Origin of the sequence: Aliikangiella marina (assembly GCF_007004765.1) — a bacterium.
GTDB lineage: Bacteria > Pseudomonadota > Gammaproteobacteria > Enterobacterales > Kangiellaceae > Aliikangiella > Aliikangiella marina.
The window spans coordinates 333,395-357,846 of sequence record NZ_VIKR01000004.1 but is presented as its reverse complement, the minus strand read 5'-3'; the positions used below and the strand labels follow the sequence as shown (position 1 = coordinate 357,846).

General features: G+C 42.5%; 17 protein-coding genes. 9 read left to right on the top strand and 8 right to left on the bottom strand.

Features of this window, described 5'->3' with window-relative positions; genetic code table 11:
• Positions 1-72: 72 nt before the first annotated feature.
• The 7 genes from recQ (at position 73) to FLL45_RS16290 (ending at position 8,179) form a co-directional block, all read left to right on the top strand.
• Positions 73-2,187 carry a DNA helicase RecQ gene (recQ, locus tag FLL45_RS16320; protein WP_142943165.1) on the top strand — a complete coding sequence of 705 codons (2,115 nt, stop codon included), beginning with the start codon at positions 73-75 and terminating at the stop codon, positions 2,185-2,187.
• Positions 2,188-2,567: 380 nt separating this feature from the next.
• Positions 2,568-2,840, top strand: coding sequence for an RNA chaperone Hfq (gene hfq, locus FLL45_RS16315; protein WP_142943164.1), 273 nt, complete (start codon positions 2,568-2,570; stop codon positions 2,838-2,840).
• 265 nt (positions 2,841-3,105) lie between these two features.
• Entirely contained in the window at positions 3,106-4,401 is a 1,296-nt protein-coding gene (gene hflX / locus FLL45_RS16310; protein WP_142943163.1) for a ribosome rescue GTPase HflX, read from the top strand.
• 139 nt (positions 4,402-4,540) lie between these two features.
• Complete coding sequence (gene hflK, locus FLL45_RS16305; protein ID WP_142943162.1) at positions 4,541-5,578, top strand: FtsH protease activity modulator HflK; 1,038 nt, start codon at positions 4,541-4,543, stop codon at positions 5,576-5,578.
• A complete protein-coding gene (gene hflC / locus FLL45_RS16300) occupies positions 5,578-6,471 on the top strand; it encodes a protease modulator HflC (protein WP_142943161.1) in 894 nt (297 codons plus the stop codon). Before hflK ends, hflC begins: the two co-directional genes overlap by 1 nt.
• Positions 6,472-6,537: 66 nt before the next feature.
• Complete coding sequence (locus tag FLL45_RS16295; protein ID WP_142943160.1) at positions 6,538-6,720, top strand: DUF2065 domain-containing protein; 183 nt, start codon at positions 6,538-6,540, stop codon at positions 6,718-6,720.
• 157 nt (positions 6,721-6,877) lie between these two features.
• Positions 6,878-8,179, top strand: coding sequence for an adenylosuccinate synthase (locus FLL45_RS16290; RefSeq protein WP_142943159.1), 1,302 nt, complete (start codon positions 6,878-6,880; stop codon positions 8,177-8,179).
• Positions 8,180-8,313: 134 nt separating this feature from the next.
• Here the strand turns inward: FLL45_RS16290 and egtD are convergent, their stop codons facing one another.
• From egtD to FLL45_RS16275, 3 genes are all read right to left on the bottom strand, one after another.
• Positions 8,314-9,267: an L-histidine N(alpha)-methyltransferase gene (gene egtD / locus FLL45_RS16285; protein WP_142943158.1), complete on the bottom strand. Its 954-nt coding sequence runs from the start codon at positions 9,265-9,267 to the stop codon at positions 8,314-8,316.
• Entirely contained in the window at positions 9,267-10,505 is a 1,239-nt protein-coding gene (egtB, locus tag FLL45_RS16280) for an ergothioneine biosynthesis protein EgtB (protein ID WP_142943157.1), read from the bottom strand. The genes egtD and egtB overlap by 1 nt, the downstream gene beginning before the upstream one ends.
• A 204-nt stretch (positions 10,506-10,709) precedes the next feature.
• Entirely contained in the window at positions 10,710-10,901 is a 192-nt protein-coding gene (locus tag FLL45_RS16275) for a hypothetical protein (protein WP_142943156.1), read from the bottom strand.
• A 699-nt stretch (positions 10,902-11,600) separates the two neighbouring features.
• Between FLL45_RS16275 and FLL45_RS16270 the strand changes: the two genes are divergently transcribed.
• Positions 11,601-13,481 (top strand): tetratricopeptide repeat-containing diguanylate cyclase, encoded by a 1,881-nt coding sequence (locus FLL45_RS16270; RefSeq protein WP_185964506.1) that lies wholly within the window; start codon positions 11,601-11,603, stop codon positions 13,479-13,481.
• A 41-nt stretch (positions 13,482-13,522) separates the two neighbouring features.
• Here the strand turns inward: FLL45_RS16270 and pyrC are convergent, their stop codons facing one another.
• The 5 genes from pyrC to FLL45_RS16245 all read right to left on the bottom strand — a co-directional run bounded on the left by pyrC (position 13,523) and on the right by FLL45_RS16245 (position 21,923).
• Positions 13,523-14,554 (bottom strand): dihydroorotase, encoded by a 1,032-nt coding sequence (gene pyrC / locus FLL45_RS16265; protein ID WP_142943154.1) that lies wholly within the window; start codon positions 14,552-14,554, stop codon positions 13,523-13,525.
• 60 nt (positions 14,555-14,614) lie between these two features.
• The gene (locus FLL45_RS16260) at positions 14,615-16,807 is read right to left on the bottom strand and encodes a YgiQ family radical SAM protein (RefSeq protein WP_142943153.1); all 2,193 of its coding nucleotides are present in this window, start codon (positions 16,805-16,807) and stop codon (positions 14,615-14,617) included.
• Between the two features lie 190 nt (positions 16,808-16,997).
• Positions 16,998-17,636: a PAQR family membrane homeostasis protein TrhA gene (gene trhA / locus FLL45_RS16255; protein WP_142943152.1), complete on the bottom strand. Its 639-nt coding sequence runs from the start codon at positions 17,634-17,636 to the stop codon at positions 16,998-17,000.
• A gap of 466 nt (positions 17,637-18,102) precedes the next feature.
• Positions 18,103-19,980, bottom strand: a complete 1,878-nt coding sequence (locus FLL45_RS16250; protein ID WP_142943151.1) for a M1 family metallopeptidase — start codon at positions 19,978-19,980, stop codon at positions 18,103-18,105.
• A 191-nt stretch (positions 19,981-20,171) separates the two neighbouring features.
• Positions 20,172-21,923 carry a sensor domain-containing diguanylate cyclase gene (locus FLL45_RS16245; protein WP_185964505.1) on the bottom strand — a complete coding sequence of 584 codons (1,752 nt, stop codon included), beginning with the start codon at positions 21,921-21,923 and terminating at the stop codon, positions 20,172-20,174.
• Positions 21,924-22,054: 131 nt separating this feature from the next.
• Here FLL45_RS16245 and rnr point away from each other — a divergent pair, with 131 nt between their 5' ends.
• Positions 22,055-24,433, top strand: a complete 2,379-nt coding sequence (rnr, locus tag FLL45_RS16240; protein WP_142943149.1) for a ribonuclease R — start codon at positions 22,055-22,057, stop codon at positions 24,431-24,433.
• Positions 24,434-24,452: the final 19 nt, after the last annotated feature.

The window sequence follows — 24,452 nt, the reverse complement described above, 5'->3', positions numbered from 1 at the left end:
AAACTTTTCATCCAATGGCTGTCACAAAAGGACAGTGAGCAAGGTATACTGATTTAAAAAACGGTTCAGATTATGCAGCAAGCAAAAAAAATTCTCAGAGAAGTCTTCGGCTATCAAGAATTTCGACTCCATCAAGAAGAAATCATCAGCGCATTAGCAAGCGGTAAAGATGTTTTTGCATTAATGCCGACTGGTGGCGGCAAGTCTCTTTGCTATCAACTTCCTGCGCTCTTAAGAGAAGGGGTTGGTGTAGTCATATCGCCATTGATTGCGCTAATGCAAGATCAAGTCGAGGCGTTAAAAATACTCGGTGTAAAAGCCGCTTATTTAAACTCTACGCTTTCGCATCAACAAATTAATTTACTCGAGGCCGATTTGCGAAATGGGAAAATTGATCTTTTGTATATCGCGCCCGAACGATTGCTTAAATCGAAAACCATCGACTTTTTGAGCAGCATTCAAGTCAGCCTTTTTGCGATTGATGAAGCTCACTGTGTCTCTCAATGGGGACACGATTTCAGGCCTGAGTATCAGCAGTTATCGATGTTAGCCAATCATTTTCCTGAAGTACCGAGAATCGCTTTGACCGCAACTGCGGATCAGCGAACCAGAGAAGAAATTATTCAACAGCTTGGATTATCGAGTGCACGACAATTTGTTAACAGTTTTGACCGGCCTAATATTCGCTATACGATCAGCGAAGCTAATCAAAGTCGCGAAAGCTTGTGGCGTTTTATCGAAACCAGTCACCCTAATGATGCTGGAATAGTTTATTGTTTATCACGACGTAAAGTGGAGTCAGTAGCGGATTGGTTGAGTAAAAAAGGTCGAGTGGCGCTACCTTATCATGCCGGTTTAACTAGCGAAGCGCGGAGTGCTAATCAGCAGCGTTTTTTAAGAGAAGAAGGAATTATTATCGTCGCAACCATTGCCTTTGGTATGGGTATAGATAAACCTGATGTGAGGTTTGTAGCACACCTGAGTTTACCTAAAAGCCTGGAGGCATATTATCAAGAGACGGGAAGAGCCGGTAGAGACGGGCAAGCCGCAAATGCCTGGATGGCTTACGGACTGAATGATGTCATCAGCCTAAAACATATGCTGCAACAAAGCGAAGCTGCCGATAGTTTTAAACAAATCAGCCAACAAAAATTAGAGTCGATGCTTGGCTTGTGTGAATTGACGACGTGTCGAAGGATTTCAATATTAAGTTATTTTGGGGAAACTTATCAGCAGCCGTGTGGTAATTGTGACAATTGCTTGTCCCCACCAAAAGGTTGGAATGCTTCTGTTGAGGCTCAGAAAGCCTTGTCCTGCGTGTATCGGACTGGCCAACGGTTTGGTTCTGGTTATGTCATCGATGTTTTGCGTGGTAAAGAAGATCAAAGAATTATCGACAATCAGCATCACCAATTATCAACATTTGGGGTTGGTAGCGAATTGAGTGTGGCCCAGTGGCGCAGTTTACTACGTCAGTTAATTGCGAGAGGTTTTTTATCGAGTAACTATGATCGTTTCGGTGCGCTGAGTCTCACTGAAAAATGTCGTCCATTACTCAAAGGTGAAGCAGAGTTTTTTGCCAGAGAAATGGTCGAAAAAGCCAAAAGCACCAAAAAAGCAACCCCATCGATCGCTAGTATTCATCAATCCCTATTTGACAGTCTAAAAAAGCAACGCAGTGAAATAGCTGATAGCCTAGGTGTTCCTGCTTATATGATTTTTCATGATTCAACGCTAATTGAAATGGCCGAAAGGCGGCCTGATAGTTTGCAACAAATGCAATACATTTCTGGAGTTGGTTCTCGAAAACTCGAGCAATATGGCAAAGAGTTTTTAATGATTATTCAAAACAATCCGTTGCCTGACTTGGTTAATGCCGATTTTAGTGACACTGTTAATGAAACTATGGCACTTGTCTCAGAGGAGATGACTGTTAGGGAAATTGCTCGCCAAAGAGAGTTAACTGAGTCGACTATCTATGGTCACATTGCGGTTGCCATCGAAGAAGGAATTGTCGATCCGATGGACATTCTTGAAATTAGTGAAGAAGACTATCAGTTGATAGTTCAGTCATTGTCACTGTTCGAGAGTAAAGGTTCTTTTAAACAAGTTTTTGAATCACTGGGCGAGACCTTTGATTATGGTGTAATCCGTTGCGTCGCTGCTGCAGAGTCTTACGGTCAATGAGATTTTTTTGTGATAAGGCTAACAATTTCTCAAAAATTGGTTGAACTTATCCACTTACGCCCATACTAATGAGTTAATCTTTATAAGATTAAACTATGAAGTGGGCAAATTTTTAGCAGATGTTGTTATTCAGTGCTAAAATTAGGCTTAGCGAGAATGTTACTAGGCTCAGGGTAGGTATTGCCAGCGAATAAGTACTGGCGCTCATATTGATAACACCCAATTCTTTAAGGGCCAGGAACAGTAAGTTATCGCTTCATTAGTCACACGGATCGTTTTTGTGAAAGTATTGCTATCAGTCTGCAGGCTTTACAAGAACAATAATTAAAGAGACTCGTTAACAATTTAAGTCTCATGATAAAAAAAATAAGGAGACAGTTATGTCAAAAGGGCAATCTTTACAAGACCCTTACCTAAATGCGCTACGTCGAGAACGCGTGCCTGTTTCAATCTTTCTGGTCAACGGAATAAAACTTCAGGGTCAAATAGAGTCCTTTGATCAGTTTGTTGTATTGTTGAAAAACACCGTTAGCCAAATGGTTTACAAACATGCAATTTCGACCGTTGTTCCAGCGAGAAATGTGAAGCTTCCTCATTCAGGTGATTCCGATCACTCAAGTGATAATGGTGGCGACAATGTAGGAAACTTTTAAGCGAAACAGGATTCTCATTTCGCTTAAATTTAAACTAGCGGCCAGCCCAGGTTGAGTCGTTAGGTGCATTCAACTAGTGAAAAGCCAGTTTGGTAATAACCATGCTGGCTTTTTGATTTATAAGGCGAATCTGGTTGCGATGTGTCCGTTGTAGTAAAATGACATCATAAAGGTGTTAAGTGCCAAAAGCCTTTATCTTTAGCCTGGATGAGTCCAGATTGAATCAATAGCTTGCGCTTCGCAAATATCAAAAAGAGTAATATTTTTGTTTGAAAGACATTCCGGCGGTGAAAACGCCATTCTAGTCCACATCGAATTTCCCGATACTCACAATAAAGAAGACAAAGATGAGTTTGTTGATCTCGCTGTCTCAGCTGGGTTGCAAATCAAAGATATTGTCGGTGGTTCGCGAAGCACACCCCACCCTAGATATTTTATCGGTACCGGTAAAGCCGATGAAATTGCTCAGATTGTAAAAGACAAATCTGCAGACGTGGTCCTTTTTAACCATCGACTCTCACCGGCACAAGAACGCAATTTAGAGCGATTGGTAGAGTGTCGCGTGATCGACAGAACGGGGCTAATCTTGGATATTTTTGCCCAGCGAGCGCATACCCATGAAGGTAAGCTGCAGGTCGAGTTGGCGCAATTAAATCACTTATCAACTCGATTAGTTCGAGGGTGGACACACTTGGAAAGACAAAAAGGTGGAATTGGCCTGAGAGGGCCTGGTGAAACTCAATTAGAGACTGATCGGCGGTTACTCAGAGATCGTATAAAAAATATTAGAAAACGTTTGGATAAAGTCGAAAAGCAGCGGGAACAAAGCAGGCGTTCAAGAAAAAGAGGTAGTATTCCGACGGTAGCACTGGTGGGTTACACCAACGCGGGCAAGTCAACCTTATTTAATCGAATTACCGAATCGGATGTTTACGCGGCAGATCAGCTGTTTGCAACCTTAGATCCAACGCACAGGAAAATCTCTTTGGTACCCGGGCAAGAGATTATCCTTTCGGACACTGTAGGATTTATCAGGCATTTACCACACGATTTGGTCGCGGCATTTAAGGCGACGCTCCAAGAAAGCCGCCAAGCAGACATTTTGTTACATCTTATCGATGCGTCAGACGAACGCAGAGATGACAATATAGAGCAAGTGTATGATGTTTTGGAGCAAATAGGTGCACGAAACATCAAAACAATAGAGGTTTTTAACAAAATCGACCGAATCGAACAATTAGGTGCTAAAGTCGAGCCCGGTGTTGACGGATCCGCTGATAGAGTGTGGTGCTCAGCACAAACGGGTGAGGGAATGGATCTACTTAGACAAACGATTAGTCATCAGTTAGATATCCAGTGGCAACACTTGAAATTGAAGCTTTTACCACAAGATTTAGGAATCAGGAGCGAGCTTTACAATCTTAATGTTATTGAGAGCGAAACCGTCTCAGACGACGCAAGCATTAGCCTTGAGATTAATATTAATCAAGCCGATTGGCGTCGTCTCTGTCGCCAAACTGAGGGAAGAATTGAAGCGATGGTTATCGATTCTGCTGAATAGGAGCAGGGTGCTAATCCGGGAGTCTTCTAGACAATAAGTTGGGTAACTTCTGTTGCATAACCGGTTGTCGCTGAATAGAATGAATTAGTTCAAAAAACGAAGTCGAATCAATGACTTCAATTATCAATTGGAGATAACAATGCCTTGGAATGAACCAGGTAACAATAACGGTAACAAAGATCCTTGGGGGAACCGTAACCGACAAGACGGGCCACCGGATCTCACAGAATTGTTAAGCAAAGTCGGAGGAATATTTGGCGGCAAAAAAGGCGGAGGCTCAGGCTCTTCCTCGGGCAGTGCAGGTGGTTTTTTGACTACCGGTCTAATCGTCATTGCGATTATTTGGGGTTTTGTCGGTTTTTACACTGTCAACGAAGCAGAAAGCGGTGTAGTTCTTCGTTTTGGTAAGTACCACGAAACAGTCGGTCCAGGTTTAGGCTGGAGAATGTGGGGTGTTGAACAAATATACAAAGTTAACACCAATGAGCTTTTGCAAGAACGTGTTGAGGGTCGCATGTTGACTCGAGATATCAATATCGTTGATGTCGAAATTGGTCTTCAGTATCGGATTATTGACCCTGAGGATTATCTGTTCAATTTGAGCGATCCGAAACAAGCGTTAACTCAAGCGTCAGAGAGCGCACTCCGTCAAGTACTCGGTGACAACGATGTTGACGCGATATTGACAACAGAGAAAGACAGAATTCGGACTGCCTTACAAGCTGAACTGGTCAACATACTCGATAGCTATCAAGCGGGTATCAAGATTGAAACGGTAACCTTAGAAAGAGCGTTACCACCGCGCCAAGTAAATGATGCGTTTGAAGAAGTTAACCGTGCGGAACAAGATGCGAAAAAAGTCGTCCAAGACGCGCAAGCTTATCGCAACAAAACGATACCTTTAGCCGAAGCTGAGGCAGAGAAGATGCGCCAGCAAGCGGATGCTTACAAGATTGAGGCAATTGCCAGGGCTCGTGGTGAAGTTGCTCGTTTTGAACAGCTTTTACCGCAATATATTGCTGCACCTGAAGTTACTCGTCAACGTTTGTACTTGGAGACGGTAGAGGAAGTCATGTCGCGTTCGACCAAAGTGATGGTCGATGTCGAAGGGGGGAACAATATGATGTATATCCCGCTAGACAAAATTATGAAGCGTGATCAAGAGGAGAACAAATAATGGGTAATAAAACACCAATCGTTGCAGTACTGGTTATTTTTAGTGTCTTTTTATTGTCGGACTCTTTCTACGTGATCAATGAAACCCAGAGCGCGCTCAAACTGCAATTCGGTAAAGTATTAAGAGGCGAAGATAACAAGCCAATTACTTACGGACCAGGTTTACATTTTAAGCTGCCATTTTTTGAAAAAGTTATTTCATTAGATGCAAGAGTGCAGACGATGGACGGCTCACCGAATGTATTTACAACGTCCGATAAACAGTTCTTGGATGTTGATACTTATGTTCAATGGCGAGTGAAAGACTTTTCACAGTTTTATCTGAGAACTCAAGGGCGCTTTAGTGAAGCAGAAAGTGTCCTAGAGCGTTTAGTCGATAATGGTCTGCGTGACCAGTTTGGTCAAAGAACACTGCTGGAAGCGGTTGCTGGTCAGCGAGAGCAATTGATGACTAATATTCGAGACGATGTAAACGCTCGAGTGCCTGATTATGGTATCGAAGTTGTTGATATCCGGGTGAAGAAAGTCAATTACACCAACGAAGTATTACCTAATGTTTACGAGCAAATAGTTTCAGAGCGCCGGGCGACTGCCGCGGAGCGACGTAGTATTGGTAAAAAAGAAGGTAATATCATCATTGCGACAACTGATGCTACAGCGAAGAAAATTCGTGCGGAAGCGGATGAGTATGCGAGAACCACTCGCGGTGAAGGAGACGCCGAAGCCGCAGAGATTTACGCTAAAACCTACAACAAAAATGCAGAGTTTTATGCGTTCTTGCGTAGTCTTGATGCTTACAGAGCGTCGTTCACTAACAAAGGGGATGTCCTGGTGATTCAACCTGATAGCGAGTTTTTCAAATACTTGAAAGACGCTGAAGGTAAAACCAAATAAACGTCCTTTTCGGTGGTTAGAAAGGCAGTCAGTTTGACTGCCTTTTTTATTTTTGAGGAATCAGTAATGAGTGATTTGTGGGCAGCTATCGCGATAGCGATAATCTTGGAGGGCATCATGCCATTTCTTGCACCCAAAGCATGGAAGGAAACCGTGGCGAAAATAGCCTCGCTTCCCGATAAAAGTATTCGCGGATTTGGACTAACGGCAATGGTCGTTGGGCTCCTATTTTTATCTCTGGTGCGCTAGAAAAGTCCCTAAAAACCTAGATTGAGTTGATATATCCCTTTTAACTAGCTGATTGTCGGAGAAAAGCGCAAAAAATCCCCAAAAAAAGCGGAAATTTGTTTTGGATGGGAGTAAAATGCGCGGTTTCCTGACAAGGCATCGAGATAGAATCAAAGTTATGTCAAAAAACGTAGTTGTTCTGGGCACCCAATGGGGTGACGAAGGTAAAGGCAAAATTGTCGATCTACTAACGGATAGAGTGTCAGCGGTTGTCCGCTATCAAGGCGGTCACAACGCCGGCCATACCTTAGTCATTGACGGTAAAAAAACTGTTCTTCATTTAATCCCTTCAGGTATTTTACGAGATGATGTTAAGTGCTTGATTGGTAATGGAGTTGTGCTCTCTCCAGAAGCGCTCGCCAAAGAAATGAAGATGCTTGAAGAAAATGGTGTACCGGTGCGTGAACGGTTGCGAGTGAGCGCTGCTTGTACATTAATTTTGCCTTACCACATTGCGCTTGATCAGGCTCGAGAAGCAGCAAAATCAGGCGATAAAAAAATAGGAACAACCGGCAGAGGCATTGGTCCTGCATATGAGGATAAGGTCGCTCGCCGCGGATTGCGTGTCGACGATTTGTTTTATCCGGAACGTCTTAAAGAGAAGCTTGAAGAAGTGCTCGATTATCATAATTTTGTACTGACTAATTACTTCAAACAAGAGCCAATTAATGCCGACACGGTTTATCAAGCGTGTCTTGAATATGCAGAAATGCTCAAGGACCTCGTTGAGGATATTCCTGATACCTTACACAAAGCGCGACAAAATAATGAGTCACTTTTGTTTGAAGGTGCACAAGGCACGCTGTTAGACGTTGACCATGGTACCTTTCCTTTTGTAACTTCATCAAATACGACTGCCGGTGGTACTGCGACTGGGTCTGGTTTTGGTCCGCTATATTTAGATTATGTTTTAGGTATTACCAAGGCCTACACAACGCGAGTTGGCGGTGGTCCATTTCCGACAGAGCTATTCGATGAAATTGGCGAACGTCTTGGTGAAAAAGGCCACGAGTTTGGTGCTACAACCGGTCGCCGTAGACGGTGTGGTTGGTTAGATACGGTCGCACTAAAACGTGCAATCCAGGTGAATAGTGTCACCGGCATTTGCCTGACTAAGCTTGATGTATTGGACGGTTTGGAAACGGTAAAAATTTGCGTTAGTTACCAGTGTCCTGAAAAAGGTGAGTTAAACACCACTCCGGTCGGCGCTGAAGGTTATGCTCAAGTAAAGCCACAATACATTGAAATGCCTGGTTGGAGCGAGTCGACTTTTGGTGTTAAAAATTGGGATGAGTTGCCACAGAATGCAAAAACTTATATCGCGAAAATTGAAGAGTTAGTTGGTGTTCCTGTTGATATTGTTTCTACTGGCCCTGACCGAGTTGAGACAATTACACGCCGAGACCCTTTTGAGGTGTAACCGAGTAATCTCGATTAATTCGGATAAATTAAAAGGCCGCAAATGCGGCCTTTTTTATTTGTTGAGGCTGCTATTCTTAGCAATCAATGATCGGTGAAATACTTGGTAAAACTCAATAGCCAACAACCTAGTTTTTAACGACATTTCAAATAATGTAAGCTGATTAAGTTTTCGTCGTCAGTCCAAACTTTATGACTTTTTAATCCGGCGCGTTCTGCTAGTGCAGTGAATGCTTCTATCGTGTATTTGTAGGAATTTTCAGTGTGAATATATTCATATTCATCAAAATGAAACTCTTGACGATTGATTTTTACTGACTGATTCTGCTGACTTACCAGTCGCATTTCAATACGGCTTTCTGCTGGGTTGAAAACCGCTGTATGCTCAAATTGGTCGAGCTCAAAGTTACCCCCTAGCTCATTATTAATCCTTACCAATAAGTTTTTATTAAATTCAGCGGTAACGCCTTGAGAATCATTGTAAGCCGACTCTAGTTTTTGTAATGGTTTCACCAAGTCAACGCCGATAATCATGGCGCCCTCCTTACCGGCAAACCTTTTTTGGTTTTTTAAAAATTGCTCGGCTTGGGCTGGGGTGAAATTACCAATGGTAGAACCTGGAAAAAACACTACTCGATTGGTTAACGATTTTTTGCCTGTCCATTGGTAAGGCTCGGTGAAATCGCCTTGAATGGGGCGAATTTCGATATCTGAAAAATTTTCACGGATCTTTTCAGCACTATAGAATAAAAAGTCTGAAGAGATATCGATTGGGACATAAGCTTTTAATGCGGTTAACTCGGCAAGTAACTTTTGGATTTTAATACCGGCACCGGCACCCGGTTCTATAATCACTGAATCAGGACCAATGAGCTGTGCGAGTTCGCATTTAATATCATCGAGTAATTGGAGTTCGGTACGGGTAATATAGTATTCGTCTACATCACAGATTGATTCAAACAAGTTTGAGCCAACTTCGTCATAAAAATACTTACAAGGTAAAGTCTTTTGAGGTTTTGATAGTCCCTCCAAAACATCATCAATAAAGCCGGTCGGTGTTTCGGCAAGCTCGGTCACTTTAACGTCCATTAAATTGTCTCCGCAAGTCTTATTCCGGTGAATTGCCAGCTAGCATCTGGATAAAAAAAGTTTCTATAGGACGCACGGATATGACCTGGCGGTGTAGCGATTGAGCCACCTCGCAACACATATTGGTTCACCATAAACTTCCCATTGTATTCTCCGACGGCGCCAGTTTTAGGTTTAAAACCAGGGAAAGCGTTATAACTACTGCTCGTCCATTGCCAAAGCTGATTAAAGGTTTGTTTTAATCTCAAATCGTTACTGCTTACTGACGCTTCCCACTCTTGTTCAGTGGGCAAACGTTTATCTTTCCAATTGGCAAAAGCTGTCGCTTCGAAATAATTTACATGCTTTACTGGACAATCGTGGTTCAAAGGAATGAGTCCATTGAGAGTATACTCAAACCACTTACCATCGATTTGTTGCCAATAGAGTGGTTGGGTATTGCCAGTTTGTTTAATTTTTTGCCAAGCCTCTGACAGCCAAAAAGAGGGTTCCTGATATCCGCCACTTTCCACAAAGTTCAAGTACTCTCCATTGGTGACTAGCCGAGAGGCAAGCTTATAAGGATTTAAAAAATAGGCATGCCGCGGCCCTTCATTATCAAAGTAGAAGGTTTCATCTTGATGACCAATATTAACTAGTCCGCCCTCGAAAGCGAGCATTTGGTTGTCTTCAACGACCGATAGATTTTCAACGTCGCGGTATTTTGGGTAAGCCGGATTGAAAGAGAGTAAGTGTTTAAAATCAGTTAACATCAATTCTTGATGCTGCTGTTCATGATTGATCATCAATCGCAACAAATCAGTGCACGCTTCATGATCGTCCATTGATTGAGTATCAATGTTTGTAATCAGTTGCTCCATCGCGTTATCAACATAGCGGCGATAGGCATAAACCGTTTCACGGCTGGGGCGAGTGATTAATCCTCGCTGTGGGCGGGGATACTGTTCACCAATCGCATTGTAGTAAGAGTTAAATAAGTATTCATAGAGGGGATCATATGCTTCATACTCGACAAGGTAGGTTTTGAGTAAAAAGGTTTCAAACGCCCAGGTTGTATGCGCCAGGTGCCATTTCAATGGCGAAGCGTCTGCCATAGACTGAGCTTGAAGATCCTCGTCTGACAATCCCTCACAAATCTGAATGGAGTAGTTTCGGGTTTCTTGGTATTGCTTTAACAGGGTGCCCGAAGTGCTCCCAGCCTGCTGTCTCTGGGCGACTTCTGGCTGAAAATCTAACATCTTTATTGTCCTTTTGGGTCGGATTTATAGACTTTCGACGGCCGACAGTTCAACTGATTAGGGTTCACTGACTATAAGGACTCTAAACTCAGCTTGCAAATATGCCTTGTTTTATATCTCTCTTAGAGATTTATAAAGTGGCCTTATTGTTACCTTCTCGACCTTCGCTTCAGTCCTTTTAAAGATGCTTCAAGCCTAGTTAGGTTACAGACTGTTTGAATTATTTGGTGAAGTTTTTTGCTCAAGTAACTTTTCAACGAGTGTCAGTAGATAGCGACGATCCTCTTCATCATCAGACTGACAAACGATTGCTTGAATAAACTCATCGAGCGAGGCTTCGCTGACGCTATAGCCATTGTTTAGACTGAATGGCATAAAGCTCTCTTGATTTAACATATGAAATTCCTTTTCAAACTGCATTGATATGAGTGTAACCCATAATGGGAAAGAAAATATCATGAGAATGCTGAAATTAGCGTAAGTCATATAAGTATCTCTGTTTAGGATATTTGTGCATATGAGTGGCTTTTTTTTAACGTTTTGCGGACCAACTGCACTTATCGATTAACGTTATCCTGGCGTTAAACCTACTTTCATGAAAGTAATCTGCCAAGGAGCCTGACGTCGCTTAATTAACTACTATAGCGCTCGACTGGTTACAAGCTGTCTGAATAAAGCCGCTATTGAATTCACTTACTTATAGTGATTACGAATAAAAATATCATCATCAGTAGCGACATAGATACTGCTACCGATTCAGCCATAGGTTCAGAGATAGTAACTGGTAAAGACTAATTAAAGGGACTGACGAGTGACATAACGAATGGATAGAAGCTTTATATCATCAATTAATTTTCTTGTGACTATAATTAGAGGTGAAGTTTAATTATTGACTAAAAGTTAAGCTCTTGTTTCGAGTCTCATCGATAAATTGACCTGTGGAGCGTGTTAAAATAACTTCTAACTTATTGAATTGTAAGTTTTTTCTAGATTATCATGTAGATAGTCGTAAATTGAATGCTGAACTGTGGTCAGTCACGTGCAGATAGGACATGGGCCACCATACTGCTCAGAAGTTCGAAAGTAGGTTTTAGTTTGATATTAAAAAAAATAATCGTGTCTTTAGCCTTGCTATTGTCGACATTGTTATATGTCGAAAAGTTAAATGCCGCGCAAAGTGACTCAAATCAGGCGCTCAAACTGGCGCTAAAAAATATGCAAGAGGCTATCCTGGCAGAGCCGCTCGTTGCGCTTGAAGAGTTAGAGTCCTTATCCATCGCGGATGCGCAACTTGATAAAGAGCTACGACTTTTGTGGCTATTAAGAAAGGCAGAAGCTTACAATTTTTCATTCCAATTTGATCGCTTTAAAGTGCCGATTCTTGAGGGCAAAAACTTACTGGATGATAATAGCCCTCCTGAAATCGCGGCAATGTTTTATCTTTACTCGGCAATTATTAGCCAACGACGCGGCGATTACTTAACTGCCGGCAAAGAGTTACAACAAGCATTTAGGTTATCGAATTCAGTTACCGATCCTTATGTGAAGGGCTACGTGCTACTTGAGATCGGATACAATGATACTTTAGAAGAAAAGTATGAGTCGTCGTTAAAGTATCTTCAAGAAGCGTTTCGTATTGCAAAAGAGAACAACAATCCATTGCTAATCGCGCAAACCTATGAAGTTTATGGGGTGCTGTATAGCTACACAGCTAAAATGGAGTCGAGCGTTGAGTATTATCAAAAAGCCAGAGAGATATATTTAAAACTCGGTTATCCTTATTTTATCGCGGAGTCTACTTTTGGTTTAGCATCTAATTATCGTCGCTGGGAAAAATGGCAGCAAGCGATTGAGGGGTTCGAGCAATATCGAGCCGCAGTGGGCGACCTGACATCAAGTTATACTCAGTTCTACTATCACTACGGAATTAGCCTGTCATATGCCAACAGCGGAAACTGCGATAAAGCGATGCCACTATTTTCAGCGGGTTTATCCATTGACGGGTTTAAGGATTACAAAGCTGAACTTTATAAGAAACAAGCACTGTGTTTTGCCGATCTGGGTGACTTCCAAAGTGCCGACAATAGCGTAGCTAGGGCTCGTGCAATCTTTGATGAAATCCCTGAGCTTAAAGGTACAACTTGGCAGATTGAAGTCGATAAAATTGCCGCGCAAGTTGCTGCGAAGCGAAAAAATTACCGCCAGGCTTATCAACTAATTGAGCAATACTACCAAGCCGTTATCGATGTCCAACGCCGCAATACCTCGCAATCTGTTGAGGAGTTAAAGCTCGAACTACAAAGCGAGAGAGAAATCCTCGAGTTAGAACTTTTAGAAAATAAAACACAACTGCAAGAATTAATGCTCAATAATCAGCAGCGACAAATTCAAATCCAACGCTTATGGCTGTATGGTTCAATTAGTGTCATTTTAATCGTTTTAATTTTTCTTTGGTGGCAGTTCCGAGTGTCTAGAAAATTTGCTTCTTTAGCAATTACCGATGAGCTTACGGGTTTAGCGAATCGCCGATTTATATTTTCAACCATCGAAAAAATTGTCCTTCACAGAAGTCAGTATTATCGCCATAGCTTATTTTTGATCGACGTGGATGATTTAAAACCAATCAATGATATACATGGTCATCAAGTTGGTGATGCGGTATTGAAAACTGTTGCCAGGGTCGGTCGTGAGATTTCTCGAGATGGAGACGTTTTTGCGAGAATAGGGGGCGACGAATTTATGTTGCTGTTAACTCGAACCGATGAAAAAACCGAGGAGTTGATAGCTACTCGATTATTAGAGTCGATTAGCGCAGAAAGTGTTGAAGCGACCCAAGGTGATTTAGTGGTGCCAACGGTGAGTATCGGTGTTGCCGCATTTGATAACAATACCGATACGCCTGCAAAAATATATGCTCAAGTAGACGAAGCGTTATATCGGGCTAAATCATCAGGAAGAAATCGATTTAGCCGATAATCGTCGAGAAAAGGAGTCGAATATTAGAACGGAAGATCCAACTATTGTAATTTCCAGTGGATCATCTCACCCGCGAAAAACGGTACTATCGGGTTTCCATCGGGCAATGTGATTGAATTTGGGATTTGCCATGATTCTTTTACCAATGTGATTTTGCCCTCATTTCTTGGTAAGCGATAAAAATCTGGACCATGAAAGCTGGCAAAGCCTTCAAGTTTATCTAACGCGTCTAGCTCTTCAAACACATGAGTATAGAGTTCTATCGCGCTCCATGCAGAATAACACCCGGCACACCCACACGCTGTCTCTTTACGATGTTTTTCATGTGGCGCAGAATCAGTGCCTAAGAAAAATTTGCTTGAGCCAGTTGCAACGGCTGCTCTCAATGCCTCTTGGTGTATGTTCCTCTTAAGTACCGGTAAACAATAGTTATGGGGTCTAATTCCACCGACTAGCAAATCATTTCGATTAAGCAGTAGGTGTTGCGGCGTGATAGTTGCTGCCACGTTATCGCCCTGACTAAAAACGAACTCCGCCGCGTCTTTCGTGGTTATATGTTCAAAGACGATTCTTAGGCCTTGGAAGTTTTCCGTTAGTGGAATGAGGTTGCGATCAATAAAAACTTTTTCGCGATCAAAAATATCGACATCAGGGTTGGTAACTTCGCCGTGAATGAGTAACGGCATGTCTTGCTCGAGCATTGCTTCAAATACAGGGTAGAGCGCTTTCATTTCACTGACCGCCGCATCCGAATTAGTTGTCGCGCCCGCGGGATAAAATTTTGCCGCGGTGACGCCTGCTTTTTTGGCTTCGACGATATCTTGCCCGGTCGTCGAATTTGTTAAATATAAAGTCATTAATGGCTCAAAGTCGCTGCCACCTGGGCGTGCGGCTAAAATTCGATCTTTATAAGCCATAGCCATTTCGGCGTTGATAACTGGCGGGACCAGATTAGGCATTACTATTGCGCGCTTAAAGCAGCGAGCGGTTGCTGGTACCGTTTCTTTCAGCATATCGCCATCGCGAAAGTGCAAGTGCCAATCGTCTGGTGCAGTTATCGTCAGCTGTGTCATTAAAAATCTCTCAGAAAGTTAGTCGCGATATTACTTCAACAATTCGCGTTATTTTAACAATTAGCGTCGACTTTGTCGGCTTTTGTTTGCACTTTTGCGAGTCTTTCCGCGATAAGATTTTGTTTGGTTGTTTTTTGAACTCGGTCTCGCCTGTCGACTGGATTTTTGTCCACTCAGCCTCGTTTTGTTTTCCGCTGCAGGAACCAGTTGATTGGGGCCATCGCCGATTAGCTCAGGTCGTTTTAGCTCAATCAAAACTTTGCGAATTGATGACCAGTTTTTCTCATCATGATAGCGAAGCAAAGCTTTATGACGACGTCGGCGCTCGAGATCCTTCTCGGTAAAAACTTTGTCACTTTTATAGGTCACTTTGTGCAATGGGTTTTTCTCAGAGTGATACATTGCGGTCGCCAGCGACATTGGTGAGGGATAGAAGTTTTGAACCTGGTCTAATCGGAAATCATTTTTCTTTAACCATAAGGCTAAATTTAACATGTCATTGTCATCACAGCCGGGATGAGCTGCAATGAAATAGGGGATCAGATATTGTTCTTTTCCTGCTTCTTTCGAAAAACGCTCGAACATTTGTTTAAAGTTGTAGTAGGTATCCATACCCGGCTTCATCATTTTTTCGAGGGTATTTTTTTCGCTGTGCTCTGGTGCTATCTTCAAATATCCGCCAACATGATGGGTAACTAACTCTTTTACATACTCCGGATCTTCAACGGCAAGGTCGTAGCGCAGGCCTGATGCGATAGCTACTCGCTTAACCCCTGGTACCGCTCTCGCTTTTCGATAAAGCTCGGTCGTTTGCTTGTGATCGGTAACTAAGTTTTTGCAGATGGTCGGGTAAACACACGAAAGTTTACGACAATTCTTCTGAATCTCGTCGTCTTTGCAATTAAGGTGGTACATATTAGCTGTTGGACCACCCAAATCAGAGACGGTGCCGGTGAACCCAGGAACCTTATCTCTCATTTCTTCAATTTCTTTTATTACTGACTCTTGGGAGCGGCTTTGAATAACACGTCCTTCATGCTCTGTAATTGAGCAGAATGTACAGCCCCCGAAACAGCCTCGCATAATATTGACTGAAAAACGAATCATCTCGTACGCAGGAATTTTCGCATCACCGTAACTCGGGTGCGGAACGCGCTCGTATTCTAAGTCAAACACACCATCAATTTCGTCTGTCAGTAGAGGGATTGGTGGAGTATTGACCCATACTTCCTTGGTGCCGTGCTTTTGCACCAGTGTTCTTGCGTTATGAGGGTTAGACTCCAAATGTAAAATTCGTGAAGCATGTGCATATAGCGCAGAATCTTTGCGAATCTTTTCGAAAGAGGGCAAACGAATTACCGTCTTTTTAGGGTCAAGACCTGCCTTACCCATAAGCGGCATTGGTACAATTTTGATAGGAACTGCTGCAGGGTCTTCTGCTTGTTTTTGCTTCGACTGGCATTCTTCACTTTTCGGATCTTTGTACTCGTAGGGGTTTTGCTCAAACGGATTCGGCATTTTAGCAATGTTCCCGGGCCAATCGATTCGGGTTGAGTCGACTTCCGTCCAACCTTCAGGAACCGCATCTCGAACAATTGCAGTGCCAGGGATATCCGTTAAAGATTTGACGTCTCGCCCGAGCGCAATCTGATGAGCTATTTCGGCCATCGCTCTTTCTGCATTTCCATATAACAATATATCTGCGGCCGAATCGATTAACACTGATCGCCTGACTTCATCACCCCAATAATCATATTGGGCAATTCGCCGGAGGCTTGCTTCGATTCCGCCGATTACCGTTGGCACAGTCGGATAAACTTCACGGCACTTTTGGGTATAGACAATCACTGAGCGGTCCGGGCGCTTGCCCGCTTCGCCATGCGGCGTGTAGGCATCATCGCTGCGGATTCGTTTATCTGCCGTGTAGCGGTTTATCATCGAATCCATATTGCCAGCAGTAATGCCGAAGAAAAGGTTAGGTTTTCCTAAAGCTTGGAAAGCTTGAGGATCGTTCCAATCAGGCTGGGCAATAATGCCGACTCTAAACCCTTGTGATTCAAGAAAACGGCCAATTACCGCCATACCAAAACTCGGGTGGTCGACGTAAGCATCGCCTGTAACAATAATGATATCGCAGCTGTCCCAACCTAATTCATCCATTTCCGCTCGAGACATAGGGAGGAATTTGGCACGGCCATAACATTCCGCCCAGTATTTTGGGTAGGAAAACAGATGTTTATCAGCTTTAATCATTGGCTCTCAGGAGGTTACTGCAAAAACGGCGCGTATTTTCTCAGAAATAATCTTTATTTTCACTATTTGTCTAAAAAATAGTCAACGTTTTTCTATGAATAAAGGCCGATATATTGATTTTTACTATCCTCGCTATCATTGTACTGCGAATTTCGGAGCGATAGATGGTATTGGGGTAAGTTACTTGCGGTTAAACGACGAACAAATAAACCGAATAGAAGTGACAAATACAGCCACCAACAACAAATAAATGCCATATAGCGTGCGTGTATTTCTTATGTTTCGCGACATAGAAAATAACCCCCAAGCTAAATAAAACGCCTCCGCTGAGCAACAGCCATAAACCCCCGGTTGGGACTGCTAGATAAAGCGGGTATCCCAGCAATACCGCAAACCATCCCATAGATAAGTAAGTGCCGAGTGAGAGTTTTGGGAATCTGTGCCCAGCAAATAGCTTAAAACCCACGCCAATGATAGCCACAGTCCAAATGAAAATGATTGAAGCTAGGGATATTAGGCCGTCTAAGCTGATCAGAAGAAAAGGTGTGTAAGTGCCCGCTATCAACAGATAAATTGCTGAATGATCGATTATTTTTAAAATGCGTTTGCTTTGTGGGTGGTTTATCGCATGGTAAACCGTTGATGCGAGAAACATGAACACCAAGGTTCCGCCATAAATACTGACACTTGTGACTTCAACGGGCCCTTCAGCGCGCAGAATCAGGAATACAAGTCCGACGATTGCCAAGGCAAACCCCACCGCATGAGAGGCGACATTCCAAATCTCTTCATGAAGGCTGTAATCAGGGATGTGATCTTTGATAGACATCAATTCGCTTGGGCTAACTGGTCGGATAAGCTAAGATCATACGCTTTCAGTGAACACTTGTACACTGAAAATTTTTCATATCACAGCGTCGCTTTATACGTTATGCCTCGTTTGTCGCATTGAGATCCTCTAGGTATTGAGATCGTCTATGTATTGAGAGTGTTTATGAATTGATACTGTTGATAAGATTTAAATATGGACAAAGTTTGCAAAAACTAAGATGGCGACTCAAAGGTTACTATCGGAGTGGGTAACGCATTAATTGATAATTCATTCGTGTTTTAACAGCCAGAAAGATTCATCAGAAGGCCAGTTCGGTCGGCTGTTAGTAATTACTCATTCTAAGCTATCCCGACAAAGAAGCTATCCCGATAAAAAAGCTATCTCAATAAAAAAGCGCTCCGAAGAGCGCTGTTGAAATTGTTAAAGTGTCGTCTGTCGGTTTTTATCATAAGCGACTAGTTGCTTATTTATTTTTAGCTTCCTTGAATAGTGCATCGATTGTTCCTTGCGCAAGCGGATGGTAACCGGGGCGTGCTTTGCGATAAATTCCAGAAACATAGGTTAGATAGTCTGGGTTTTCGAGTAATGCTTTGTAAAGCGGTACAATAAGTTTGCGTCGACCAATTGAGATCAAATAGTCGGACAGTCGATTGTTAACTTTATCGTACTCACGTTGAATACTTAGTAATAACCAAGCATGGGCTACTTCGTTATTGGTGGACTGAGTTAAATTATAAGCTTTATCGAGTTCCGCCATGCGTTCGATAGAAAGGTCCCTCGGCAGATTATTCACAAAATAGAGCCACTCATGGATAGTCCATTTTCCTGTTGGGATATCGGCTAATGACGATTTACTTGCCAGCCAATTATCAATATGCTGCTGCACTAATTTAAAAGCGTTTGATTTAGGTTGTGGTGCATTTTTAGGGAGTTTAGGTTTAAAAATCCACTCGTTAATTTCTGCTTTGGAAACCACACCAGGATATTTATCAATTAAATTTTTGTGGAGATAGCTAACAAAGCTGGGTGTATCTAAACTTTTGAAGGCAAAAGTTTCAAAATAAGTTTTCACAAAAGCATCAAACCGCTGTCGACCAAATTTCTCTTCAAGATAAATTAAGAAAAGCTGGCCTTTAGTGTAGGGGATACCGGAAAATGCATCATCGGGATCGCGGCCTTGCATTTCTACGTGCAGAATTTGATCGGCTTCCGGCAATGTTTTCATTTCATGATTTAAATCTTGCGCAGCTAAGGCTTGCTCCATCACTGCCCGATCGCGTCCAAAAACTTCTTCCATAATTCGGTTTTCAACATAACTCGTGAAGCCTTCGTTAAGCCATAGGTCTCGCCAAGTTGCGTTAGTAACCAAATTGCCCGACCAAGAATGGGCCAATTCATGAGCAATTAAATTGACTAGGCTTTTATCTCCCGCAATTACCGTTGGCGTTATAAATGATAAGCGAGGATTCTCCATACCGCCGAACGGGAAAGACGGTGGTAGTACTAATAAATCATATTGATTCCACAGGTAGTCACCGTACAGTTTCTCAGTTGCTTCGATCATCGCTTGAGTGTCTTCAAACTCTTTTGCGGCAGAGTCGAGATACGCCTGTTCAGAGTATATTGCGGTTTGCTTAGACATCTTTTTATGAAGTATGTCTCCCGCCGCAATTGCAATTAAATAAGGCGGAATTGCTTGAGGCATATTGAATTGATAAACACCGTCTGGACTGCGCTTTGGGTTGTTGTCAGCGCTCATGACTGGACGCATAGCTTTGTCTGTTTTTACGGTTGCAGTGTAAGTTACTCGCATAGCCGGGGTGTCTTGGATAGGAATCCAACTTCTTGCATGAATTGCCTGCGACTGGCTGAACATAAATGGATATTTTTTTCCAGCAGTTTGTTCTGGGGTCAACCATTGAAGCCCTGAAGCTTCCGGGCGAGAATTGTAATGAATTCGAATTTGAGTCGCTGCCGCAGGAACTTCGACACTTAATTGAGTTCCTCTAACCGCATCGGGCTCAGCCATTTCAAACGGAGTGGCTTTCCATTGCCCGTCGACCATTGCTTCTGTTTTGTGGATTTCTAAAGCTCTGGTGTCGACAGCTAAGGTCGTAACTGAAGGATCAATTTTTTTGATTGTATGGTCGACATACCCTTTCAGTTGCTTGCGATTAAAGTCAACTTCTAGATTGAGGTGGATATGGGTTGAGATGATTTGCTGATAGTTGGATAGCGTATGCCAGTCTTTGTTTTCGCTAGATTGATTACTTGCTGCTATAGAGCTAGTTGAAGCAACAAATAAACACAGACTAACAGCCAATTTTAAGATTGTTTTCATACAAGCCTTCTGTTGATTGATATTATGTTTATTGGATTGATAAGCAATAGGTCGGTTATTATAGGGGAGAACCGTTGTTCAACCAACTTGAATCAGTTTTTAGCGTTAACCTATTGAAATCTAGTGATTTTTACTAAAACTCACAACCGTTGTCCAATCACAGAAAAAGTGTCGTTGGCCATCTCGAGTGGTTACCATAACACCGTACCTTTCTGATTGGACTTAGCAGTTATCAATAAGTTATCAGCGCGTTCAACTAATGTTTGAGATGTGATTTCTTCTCCAGAGTGTCTAATTACCGCCCCAAAAGTTGCTCGAATTGGCACTTCTTGATTTTTCTTTTCAATGCAGAGTTTATTGATTTTATCGTGCAGACGGATAACAAAATTGCGAATTTCTCGATCATTTTCTAATATAGCGGCGACGCAAAACTCATCACCACCATAGCGACCTAGCAAATCAAAATGTCGCAGCTCACCTCGAAGGGCTTCTGCTACCATGACTAGGACTTTATCACCTTGCATGTGTCCAAATTGGTCATTAATTTTTTTGAAGTTGTCCAAGTCAATCATCAACAATACCAGTGGATGATTTTCACGGTCGGCTCGGAAAACCTCGAGATCGAGTCGAGAGATAAATTCGCTATAGCGTAACGCATTAGTCAGCCGATCAACCGTAGCGTCTTTATAATAAACGAGGTTTTTATGTGCCATTATTAATGTGAGGCACAATGATAAAATCAATAATCCCCACAGAGAAAATATTTCAAAGTCTCTTGTCTGTTGAATTCCTAAAAGATCAATGAATATATCTGCCGCACCAAAACAGGTATAAAGCACAATGACACAAGCAATTAACTTTGCATAAGCGAGTTTTGCTCGGATTACTTTAAACAGAAGGTGATAGATTATGAGTAGCGCCGGTATTGTCAAGACTTCTATAAACTGAAGCGGGTAATAAAGTAACTTCGGTTCTGGTAGCAAAAAACAAAATGGCGCCATGGCTAACGAAATGCCGATAATTATTTTTAATGCTCGCGGTATTTTCTGTTGAAAAAATTGATACAGAAAAAAAGGAAAAGTACTAAAAATAAGAAAAAATAGCGCGATGTTGGAGCGGAATAAAAAGTTCATTGAAAGCTCAGTAGTGAGCGGTAAATTGGTGATGGTGTAAAGATACGAACCCCAAAGAATTAAAAAAATGGCATAAGAAAAATTTTCAAATGATTGGCGATGAAACATAAAATAGATGAAGTGTACTAAGGCAAACATAAAAATAATAATAATGAACGCCAACGCTTTTAAGTTGTCATCATAAAACTGATCAACTAGTTCAAAATAATTGTCAATGACCGGTGTTTCTTGAGTAATACCTCCGGGTCTTGCATCGTTGTAAATCCATATGGTGAGTAAATTGTCCTCTCCGGGTTTAAGCAGTTCCTGGGGGATGGGATACAATCTGGAATAAAGAACGGCTTTCTGAAAGTCGGGTGGAAACTCTCCCGTGGCGCCGACATATTGACGATTAAGAAAAACTTTATCCGCATCTCGTAACCGTTTGATGAACAACCCCAGATTGGTAAGTCGGTTTTCATTGGGTAGTGTAAAGCGATTATAAAGAAGTGCGTAGCCATCATATCCAGGCTGAATTGATTCCCACTCGACAGGTAGATTGATCGGTTTGCAGTTTAAAATCGAAATATCAACATCTGGTTGATAATTTTGAACGGGACAAAAAAACCATCCTGAGTTGAGTAACAAAGGCAAATCTAGCTGCTCATTCGATGAAGTCTGCAGCAGCGAGTCAGTTTTGCTTTTTGAGGTGGTGTTTTCAGCTGCAATCAAGCCATCGGAGAATAAACAGAAACTCAGCAATATCCAAATGAGAAAACTTCGCATATCAGTAGAATTGCATTCCTTTTGTTTGTTTTGAAAGTTACCCATAAAAGCATTCTGCCATGTCATTAGTGCTTTGTCGGCAAAAAAAGTCTTAAAATCGTTAATTGATTATGACGAATCTGATTGATATCAGGTAGAATGGCTTGCATTGAATATTGATTTAAAAGCAAGGATTTATGGCAAAGAAGCCGCAAGAAAACAAAGACCCGCATTTTCAACGGGAACTCGAAAAATACGATAACCCTATCCCCAGCCGAGAGTTTATCCTCGAATTGTTAGAAAAAGCTGGCGGTCCTCTCAAGTTTAAAGCCATTCAATTTAACCTCGAGCTCTATGATGTGGAGCAGGAAGTCGCGCTTAGCCGAAGACTCAAAGCCATGGAGCGAGATGGCCAGTTGCACGTTGACCGGCGCGGCGCATACGGGATCGTCGATAAAATGAATCTGACCGCGGGAAAAGTGATCGGTCACCGCGATGGTTATGGGTTCTTTGTGCCTGACGCAGGAGGAACCGACTGGCTTATCTCTGCCCGGGAAATGCGTCGTGTGTTCCCCGGTGAGCGAGTTTTAGTTCGAGAACGCAAACGCCACAGCGATGGTCGAATAGAAGCTGGTATCGTTGAAGTACTCGAGAACGAGGAGCCGTTGCAAATTGTTGGTCGTTATTATGAAGAAAGCGGTATCTCATTCGTAACCCCCGAAGATACCAGAATTGCTCAAGATATTTTAATTCCGCCTGATGATCCGCTTAATGTAGAGCCAGGTCAGGTTGTTGTTGTTCATATTGTGACTCGACCAACAGCGCGTTCAAAGGCAGTTGGTACGGTCGCCCAGGTGCTAGGAGACTATATGGCGCCGGGCATGGAAATTGATATAGCCATAGCCCAATATGGAATCCGTAAGCATTGGAATAATGAAATTCATGATCAGCTACAAAAACTCCCCTTGGAAGTTGAAGAGGGAGATTTAAAAGGCCGCGTGGATCTCCGTCATTTACCGCTGATAACGATTGATGGTGAGGATGCTAGAGACTTTGATGATGCGGTTTACTGTGAGCCGCAAACGGATGGTGGATGGAAATTGTGGGTAGCTATCGCCGACGTGAGCCATTATGTCCATCCTGAGAGTCCGCTCGATAAGGAAGCGATCCAGCGAGGAAACTCCGTATATTTCCCTGACTCTGTGGTACCCATGTTGCCTGAACAGGTGTCTAATGGACTGTGTTCACTCAAACCGAAAGTTGACCGCTTATGTATGGTCTGTGAAATGCGGCTTGATAAAAAGGGCAATGTTATTGATAGCAAGTTTTATCCGGCTGTCATGCACTCTAAAGCCCGCATGACATACACGAAAGTTTGGGACATATTGCAAGGTGATGAAGCGTTATGTAACGAATATGATTTTTTAGTTAAGCCGATTGCGGATCTTCATGCGCTATTCGAGGCGCGAGTAGCGTTTAAAGCAAAGCGCGGAGCGATTGATTTTGAGACAACCGAAACTCGAATTATTTTTAATGACCAAAAGAAAATCGAAAAGATTGTTCCCGTGGTTAGAAACGATGCTCATAAGATCATTGAAGAGTGTATGATCTGCGCCAATGTAGCCGCCGCCGAATTTTTTGAAAAGCATAAAGTTCCAGGACTATTCAGGGTGCATCTTGGTCCAAAGGAAAAAAAATTGGAGGTCTTCAGAAGTTATCTTGGCGAATTGGGGCTGTTTATTACCGGTGGTGCCGAACCTAAACCTGAAGTTTTCCGTAAGCTACTCGAAGAAATTGAGGGCCGTGCGGATGCCGAAAACATCCAGATCATGCTGTTGCGTTCGATGAGTCAAGCCGAGTACTCGCCAAACAATGAAGGACATTTTGGTTTAGCATTTGATGCTTATACCCATTTCACTTCACCCATTCGACGCTATCCCGACCTGGTCGTCCATCGTATCATCAAAGCCTTAGTAGCCGATGATCAACTTCAAAATAAAGAAGATAAAAAAGCGATCCTAGCTAAGTATGATAAAAGCACTTTGGTTAGTATTGGGCAATCAAGTTCGCAAACGGAAAGAAATGCTGATATGGCAACTCGTGATGTGATGGATTGGCTGAAATGTGAATATATGCAAGCTCATTTAGGTAATCAGTATTCAGGTGTTATCAGCAGCGTGACAAATTTTGGTATTTTTGTGCGTTTAGACGACGTTTATGTCGAAGGTCTAATTCATGTCGCTGAACTCGGTAATGATTATTTTCAATATGATAGTCATCGCCAGAAAATGGTTGGAGATCATACGCGACAAACTTTCGGTTTGGGTGATAAGTTGCTAGTAGAAGTTTCTGAGGTTGACTTAGAGCAACGCAATATTGACTTTACCCTAGTCAATAGAATCGGTGAAGATTCATCTGAGTCGCCGCGGCGGCAAAAAAGTGAGCGCGAAAAGCTTTACGCAAGAGCAAGAATGAAGTCCTTGAAAGGTCAAAATGCTGGGTCGCATCGTGACTCGCGACGACCAAAGTCGGCAAAAAAGGTAAACAAATCGTCAAAGAAAAAAACTAGACGTTAATTAAAACTTAAATTTTTAA